Origin of the sequence: Ancylomarina longa, assembly GCF_003996985.1 — a bacterium.
Classification (GTDB): Bacteria; Bacteroidota; Bacteroidia; order Bacteroidales; family Marinifilaceae; genus Ancylomarina_A; species Ancylomarina_A longa.
This window is the reverse complement of the sequence record NZ_RJJX01000322.1, coordinates 1-354: the sequence shown is the minus strand read 5'-3', so window position 1 is coordinate 354 and position 354 is coordinate 1. Positions and strand designations below refer to the sequence as shown.

Here is a 354-nt window from a genome sequence, read left to right as displayed (position 1 = left end):
AACGATGATCTCGAACAATTCTTCGAATTAAACGGTTATCTGTTGAACGCACTCTGTTGTGTCCATCAATGGAGATTGATGTTAAGGCAGAAATATAGATCTTAAACTTAACTTCATCAGAAACAAGAGAGGTTAATTTTGGGTTTAAAGCATGTATGCCTTCTATAACGAGTACGTTTTTTCCATTAATTTTTAGTTTCTCACCATCGTAATAACGTTCCCCTTTTTCAAAAGAGAATTTTGGGATCTCGACTTCCTTAGCTTCACACTTTCTTTCTTTTTCTCCAAAAAACAACCAATTTTCGCCAGTTGCACCAACAGCTTCGCGTTCTTTTAAGAAAGACATATAGGGAG

Annotated in this window: 1 protein-coding gene; it reads right to left on the bottom strand. The window is 35.9% G+C overall.

The annotated features are described in order from the left end of the window. The coding region (locus DLK05_RS17355; protein WP_498366018.1) for a uridine kinase family protein at window positions 1-354 on the bottom strand (354 nt) is incomplete at both ends.